The sequence below is a fragment of the Streptococcus oralis subsp. dentisani genome, from assembly GCF_002096615.1.
GTDB classification, from domain to species: Bacteria; Bacillota; Bacilli; order Lactobacillales; family Streptococcaceae; genus Streptococcus; species Streptococcus oralis_U.
Window position 1 is genome coordinate 88,949 of record NZ_NCUX01000025.1, and the last position, 6,267, is coordinate 95,215.

Annotated in this window: 4 protein-coding genes, 5 tRNA genes and 1 pseudogene; 3 read left to right on the plus strand and 7 right to left on the minus strand. The window is 38.3% G+C overall.

All coding sequences use genetic code 11. The annotated features are described in order from the left end of the window. Position 1: 1 nt before the first annotated feature. Complete coding sequence (locus B7708_RS00780) at positions 2 to 2,164, minus strand: alpha-galactosidase (protein ID WP_084973040.1); 2,163 nt, start codon at positions 2,162 to 2,164, stop codon at positions 2 to 4. Between the two features lie 106 nt (positions 2,165 to 2,270). Here B7708_RS00780 and B7708_RS00785 point away from each other — a divergent pair, with 106 nt between their 5' ends. Together B7708_RS00785 and birA are read left to right on the plus strand one after the other, a co-directional pair. Continuing rightward, positions 2,271 to 3,131: an AraC family transcriptional regulator gene (locus tag B7708_RS00785; protein ID WP_084973031.1), complete on the plus strand. Its 861-nt coding sequence runs from the start codon at positions 2,271 to 2,273 to the stop codon at positions 3,129 to 3,131. Then, entirely contained in the window at positions 3,128 to 4,066 is a 939-nt protein-coding gene (birA, locus tag B7708_RS00790; protein WP_084973032.1) for a bifunctional biotin--[acetyl-CoA-carboxylase] ligase/biotin operon repressor BirA, read from the plus strand. Before B7708_RS00785 ends, birA begins: the two co-directional genes overlap by 4 nt. A gap of 89 nt (positions 4,067 to 4,155) precedes the next feature. Here birA and B7708_RS00795 read toward each other — a convergent pair whose 3' ends face one another. Further along, a complete protein-coding gene (locus tag B7708_RS00795) occupies positions 4,156 to 4,860 on the minus strand; it encodes a hypothetical protein (RefSeq protein ID WP_084973034.1) in 705 nt (234 codons plus the stop codon). 420 nt (positions 4,861 to 5,280) lie between these two features. Here B7708_RS00795 and B7708_RS10225 point away from each other — a divergent pair. Further along, a pseudogene (locus B7708_RS10225) lies at positions 5,281 to 5,694 on the plus strand (transposase); the annotation flags it as partial. A 47-nt stretch (positions 5,695 to 5,741) separates the two neighbouring features. On the opposite strand, the gene B7708_RS00805 reads toward B7708_RS10225, so the two are convergent. The 5 genes from B7708_RS00805 to B7708_RS00825 form a co-directional block, all read right to left on the minus strand. Next, positions 5,742 to 5,829, minus strand: a tRNA-Ser gene (locus B7708_RS00805). Between the two features lie 66 nt (positions 5,830 to 5,895). Beyond that, positions 5,896 to 5,983, minus strand: a tRNA-Ser gene (locus B7708_RS00810). Between the two features lie 6 nt (positions 5,984 to 5,989). After that, positions 5,990 to 6,063, minus strand: a tRNA-Ile gene (locus tag B7708_RS00815). Between the two features lie 34 nt (positions 6,064 to 6,097). Continuing rightward, positions 6,098 to 6,168, minus strand: a tRNA-Gly gene (locus B7708_RS00820). A 5-nt stretch (positions 6,169 to 6,173) separates the two neighbouring features. Next, a tRNA-Val gene (locus tag B7708_RS00825) sits at positions 6,174 to 6,238 on the minus strand. Positions 6,239 to 6,267: the final 29 nt, after the last annotated feature.

The window sequence follows — 6,267 nt, forward strand, 5'->3', positions numbered from 1 at the left end:
CTTATCTTCTAATGAAATGTAACTGCCTGCTGAGATAATCTCCCTGCGGAAGCTCCATAGTAATACCCGCATACATGAGTTCTGCACCTGAGTAAACTACACCATTTTCCTGTAATTCATACTGTCCCTCTTCATCCAAATCTTTTAACTTTAAAGTTGTTTCCATGGTCTCTACAACTGATAAGATTCGGGCGTAGGTTACAATTGTTTGATTTCCATAGTTAAATTGTACAGCTGCTTCATTGGATGCAGCATCGGGATTGATTAACCTATACTGGTTTCCCAACTGGACTACTGGCCGCACTTCTTTATACAAGTTCACCTGATTAGCAATCTCATCCTTCTCTTCATCTGATAAACTTGTCAAATCAAGCTCATAACCCAGATTTCCCATCATTGCCACATGACCACGAGTTTGCAATGGTGTCATTCGTCCCATCTGATGATTCGGTACTGCTGACACATGAGCTCCCATGGAAATGGTTGGATAGAGATAGGATGATCCATACTGTATAGGTAAACGTGCAATAGCATCAGTATTATCACTAGCCCAGACTTGTGGGAAATAACGCATCATACCAAGATCATTTCGTCCTCCACCACCAGAGCAGGACTCAAAGAGAATATGGTTGTGCTTCTCTGTCAGATAAGAAACAAGTTCATAAAGCCCCAGCATGTACTGATGAGACTGCATCTGGGTTTCCAGATAAACTGAACCATTCCCCAGATTAGTAATATTACGATTCATATCCCATTTGATGTAGTCAATTTTATGATGAGAGAGGAGTTCATCTAAGACATTTTTCAAATATTCTACTATCTGAGAATTTGCAAGATTAAGTACTAATTGATTCCGAGAGTAAGTATGCTCATATCCTTGAATCTGGATGGCCCAGTCAGGATGTTTGCGATACAAATCGCTATCTACAGAAATCATTTCAGGTTCTAACCAAAGCCCAAACTGCAAACCTCTTTCATGGATAGCTGAAATCAGACTTTCAAGACTTCCACCCAGTTTTTTCTCATTAACAACCCAATCACCTAAAGCACGATTATCATCAAAGCGATTACCAAACCACCCATCATCTAATACAAAAAGTTCAATTCCAACTTTCTTAGCTTCATCAGCTAGTTCTAACAGTTGTTCTTTCTGAAAGTCAAAGTAGGTAGCTTCCCAGTTATTGATTAGAATTGGACGTTCTTTTTTAGAAAACTGACTTGGCATAATGTGCTTAAGTACAAAATTTTGACTTTCATGGCTAATACCAGTTAATCCCTGATCTGAAAAGGTCACTAAAGCTACCGGTGTTTCAAAGTTTTCCTCAGGATTTAACTTCCAAGAAAAGTTTTCTGGGTTAATGCCAATAGCCACCCTAACTTCATTCAATTGATTCTTTTGAACAAAAGCTTCAAAATTTCCACTATACAGTAGTTGCAGGGCAAACACATTCCCAGCATCCTCTTTGACTCCTTGATCACATAATAAAAGAGCTGGTGTTTGAGCATGACCAGAAGCTCCACGGTTCGAACTAATCGAAAAAATTCCTTGTTCTACCTGTTGACGTCGAACAGTCTTTTCACGAGCATAAGCTCCCTGTAAAGTCACTATTTCGTAAGCTGCAGCAGGAAAATCAGCCATAAAAGAAAAGTCCTTGTGGATGACAACTTCCTGATTACTATTATTTTCCAATTTACTGTAACTAGCAATTGTCGCATCATTATCAAAAGTAGTATAATACAAAGTCAGACTAAGTTGAGCCTTAGAATCTTTTAAAATCAAGGCAAGAGTCTCTGTATCGTCCATGCTATGTGGAGAAGGTAAGCCCTGTGGACCATTCTGACCTTTTAAAATCTTTGCTTCTACAAATCGAAAGTCTGTTACTTCAGTTGCATCATGTTGAACCTGTAAAGTTGGTTTTCTAAAGTCACCCAAACCATGTTGTCCAAAAATTTGACGTTGCGTATCCAAACTAAAGGTTCGATTAGTAGCTGTTGGATTACCAGAAAAAGCATGATCGCGTTCATAAACACTATTAGCGCCTCTATAGTTCTTAATAGTCTTTCCTAAATGTTTTAATAATAAGAACCCATCCCTATTTTCAATAATCAAACTTAGACCTTTACTCTCAACGTAAAATAGATTATTCTCTATTCGAACTCCCATATATTTCACCTCTTCGATTTCTTGATAAAATTTTATCACATAAAAGCGCTTTCTAAAATAGAAAAATGTCTCAGGAATATGGTAAAATGTTAGGTAGGAGGTGCCCATGCTAGTTTTTTCAGAATACCAGACTGGAACAATTGATCTTTCTCTTAGCTTTTACGGTTATGAAGAATGCACGCCTAACTACTCTTTTGGCCCAGCTATTCGAGATACCTATGTACTACATTACATTACTAAAGGAAAAGGTCAATTCCATTATAAGGGTAAAATTGTTGATTTAAAGGCAGGAGATTTCTTTTTACTAAAACCAGATGAATTAACCTTCTATCAAGCAGATAGCCAGAATCCTTGGGCTTACTACTGGTTAGGGATCACTGGAGGGAGGGCACCTGACTACTTTGCTCTATCTCAAATTTCTGACCAATCCTACCTCATCCAGTCAAAAAACTGTCATACGCATACAACTGCAAAACTCGTTGATAGTATTGTCCGTTTCGCTCAGGTAACAAAATCAAACGAACTAGCACAACTCCATATCATGGGGCAACTCCATGAACTAATGTTTCATCTAGGAACGATTGCTCCTAATCAGAAAAAAAAGAATATTTCATCAACCCACCAACTCTATCTTGACTGCAAACGATTGATAGATAGTCACTACCCTCAATCACTCACAATTCAAGATTTAGCTAAAGAGCTATCGGTTCATAGAAGTTACTTAACTAGTGTGTTTAAAGAATTTCACCAACTCTCTCCAAAAGAGTATCTACTCTACGTTCGGATGCATCGTGCACAACAACTTCTGGAACATACTGAAGAATCTATTAAAGTCATTGCGTACTCCGTCGGCTTTTCAGATCCTCTCCATTTCTCAAAAGCCTACAAGCAGTTTTTTCATAAAACACCGAGTCAAACTCGAAAAGAACTCTCTCACTCCCTCTTAGCTAGAAAGGAAAATCAATGAAATCACACCAACTAGTCTACCAAATATTAGCTAGAGAAAACGACTATGTTAGCGGAGAAAAAATTGCAGAAGAACTGTCGTTAAGTCGTACATCCATATGGAAGGCAATTCAACGCCTCCAACAAGAAGGGCTCGTGATTGACAGTATTAAAAATAAAGGTTACAAACTTATTCAAGGCGATTTGATCCTACCTGATTTGATTCAAGAGAAAACCAACTTAATCATTCTCTACAAACCTGAAACAAAATCTACTCAAACAGATGCAAAAGAAGGTATTGAAGGTGGAAGCCAGGGAAATAGTCTCTATCTTTCCACATGTCAAACAGCAGGTCGTGGTCGCTTTCAACGCCCTTACTACTCTCCTGCTCAGGGAGGTATTTATATGTCATTACATATTCAGCCAAATCTCCCCTATGACCAGCTTCCTGCCTACACATTACTTACAGCAGGTGCCATTTACAAAGCCATTAAAAACCTCACCTTGATTGACGTGGGTATCAAATGGGTAAATGATATCTACTTTAAAAATAAAAAAATAGCAGGTATCCTCACCGAAGCCATGACGTCCGTGGAAACAGGCCTAGTAACAGACGTCATTATCGGCGTTGGAATCAACTTTGCCATCAGCGATTTTCCCAAAGAGATAAAAGAAAAAGCTGGAAGTCTCTTTACACCACCAGCTCCTATCACACGAAACGAACTAATCTCAGAAATTTGGCGTTGTTTCTACCAAACAGCACCCGAAGAACTACTCTATCTTTATAAAGAACACTCTCTTGTTCTAGGAAGAGAGGTCAGTTTTATCCAAGATCAGACTGAAAAAAAAGGAGTCGCCAAGGACATCTCCGACAAAGGACAACTCCTTATCCAGCTTGATGACCAGACAGACATCTGGCTCAATAGTGGTGAAATCTCACTCACTAGCTGGACTTAACAACGGCACTATATGCAACTAGCAACATATAGTGCTTTTTGAATGTAGAAAGCAACAGATATATAAATAGCTGGCTTCCTTCCAACACTTTACAGGTGAATAGCTTTCGAAGCATTCTTTTTATATGCCGTGCTATGTACCAAAGAAACCCCATAGCAGTGATTTTCGTGTCCAAGCATGACCAATGGAAGTGCAAAAACTTTAACAGCATACAAAAGCAGCCAAAACATAAAGACTTCAGCTTTTATATTCACCAAATTTTTACTAAACATCTCGTACAAGAACCATGCATTTAAAGCCATATTGAAGAGACTTGCCAACGTTGCTAAGACTATATTGGTTTTCAATTTTGGATGATAATATTTAGCCACATATAAGGCCAATAATGAAATATTATAAAGGCAAATCGGTTGATAATTTTCTCTATAAATAACCAGCGTCTTACGATTATAGAACAGGAAACCATGAGGTCCACGATGATATTCATTGATCCAGACATGGCTAAGACCTCTAATCTCATCCCAAGCTACAAATAAATCAATTTTTCTTAGATAAATCCCAGTTTTATGGATTGAACACTTCCATTTAAACAAGAAAGATAGAAGAAAAGTAAGGACCAAAACTACAACTGTAACAACCTTCAACTCCTCTTGTCCGATAGTCAAAGATAGGTTAAAAAAGCGAATTTGCGCTTTTTTTGCATCTAAGATCATTGAAATCACAGTTAGAAATACTACAAAGATAAATAGTATAAATCTATAAAAAATACTATGAAATTTTACTCCATTTTTCATCTCGATTATCCCCAGCCACTTAAAGTCTCTAACCTTAGTATACCACTAAATCTAGTCTATTTATGATTTTTTCTAGTATGAAAATTACAGAAACAGCATTAGATAATAAAGCTCTATAATTCTGTAGTGAGTAAAACCACTATGGAGATTATGGAGCCTATTTGTTGGCTTGAATTGTCAAATTAAGTGTACATTTTATCACAAAACTACTCAATATTAAAGGCCCTAATATCAAGAGTGTAGATATTATCAATATGGATCCCCCAACAGGAAATCACTGAAGAAATATGATTTTCAAAAAAATCTAAAATCCCTTATCTAGAAGGTGCGAGATACAAAAGGCTGATTCGATTGAGAAAACGGTGTTTTCGCTGTAAAGTCCGTGGAAAAATGGCTGTCGCAGAGACTCCCTTAGTCAAGAAAAACCACCAAATCGCTCAAAAATTAGTCGAGAAAGTCCCTATAACAGCCATCGCTGAAAGCTTGACTATCTCCACAGAGCTGAAGAAACACTACAATCTCTATCAGCTCTTGCTTTTTAACTTTCAGAACAAGGAGGCAGAGAATTTTTTCGAACTCATTGAAAATAATCTCAAGCTGGTTCATCCTCTTTTTCAGACTGTCTTTAAAACCTTCCTCAAGGATAAAGAGAAGATTGTCAACGCCCTTCAGTTACCTTATTCCAACGCAAAATTGGAAGCGACTAATAATCTCATTAAACTTATCAAACGAAATGCCTTTGGTTTTCGAAACTTTGAAAACTTCAATAAAAGAATTTTTATCGCTCTCAACATCAAAAAAGAAAGGACGAAATTCGTCCTTTCTCGATCTTAGCTTTTCTTCAACCCACTAGAGTTGATAAAGATTCTCAAATTGTATCACGGAGAATGGGGGATTCGAACCCCCGCGCCAGTTACCCGACCTAACGATTTAGCAAACCGTCCTCTTCAGCCTCTTGAGTAATTCTCCAAAATATTTAATTAATAGGTATAAGTTGATTTAAACTCCTACACTCGCTTTATAGCTCTCTGTATACGGAGAATGGGGGATTCGAACCCCCGCGCCAGTTACCCGACCTAACGATTTAGCAAACCGTCCTCTTCAGCCTCTTGAGTAATTCTCCTATTAATGGGCACGAGTGGACTCGAACCACCGACCTCACGCTTATCAGGCGTGCGCTCTAACCACCTGAGCTACGCGCCCAAGTTAAAAACTTGGTAATTTGAACAAAGTTCAAAGCGGGTGACGAGAATCGAACTCGCGACAACAGCTTGGAAGGCTGTAGTTTTACCACTAAACTACACCCGCTAAAATGGCGCGAGACGGAATCGAACCGCCGACCCTCTGCTTGTAAGGCAGATGCTCTCCCAGCTGAGCTAAACTCCCAAAAAGGAAGCCTCTAAACTT

Excerpts from the sequence above, each read along its gene's own strand:
- birA (WP_084973032.1), top strand. The coding sequence starts at position 3,128 with ATGAAATCACACCAACTAGTCTACCAAATATTAGCTAGAGAAAACGAC.
- B7708_RS00780 (WP_084973040.1), bottom strand. The coding sequence starts at position 2,164 with ATGGGAGTTCGAATAGAGAATAATCTATTTTACGTTGAGAGTAAAGGT.
- B7708_RS00795 (WP_084973034.1), bottom strand. The coding sequence starts at position 4,860 with ATGAAAAATGGAGTAAAATTTCATAGTATTTTTTATAGATTTATACTA.
- B7708_RS00785 (WP_084973031.1), top strand. The coding sequence starts at position 2,271 with ATGCTAGTTTTTTCAGAATACCAGACTGGAACAATTGATCTTTCTCTT.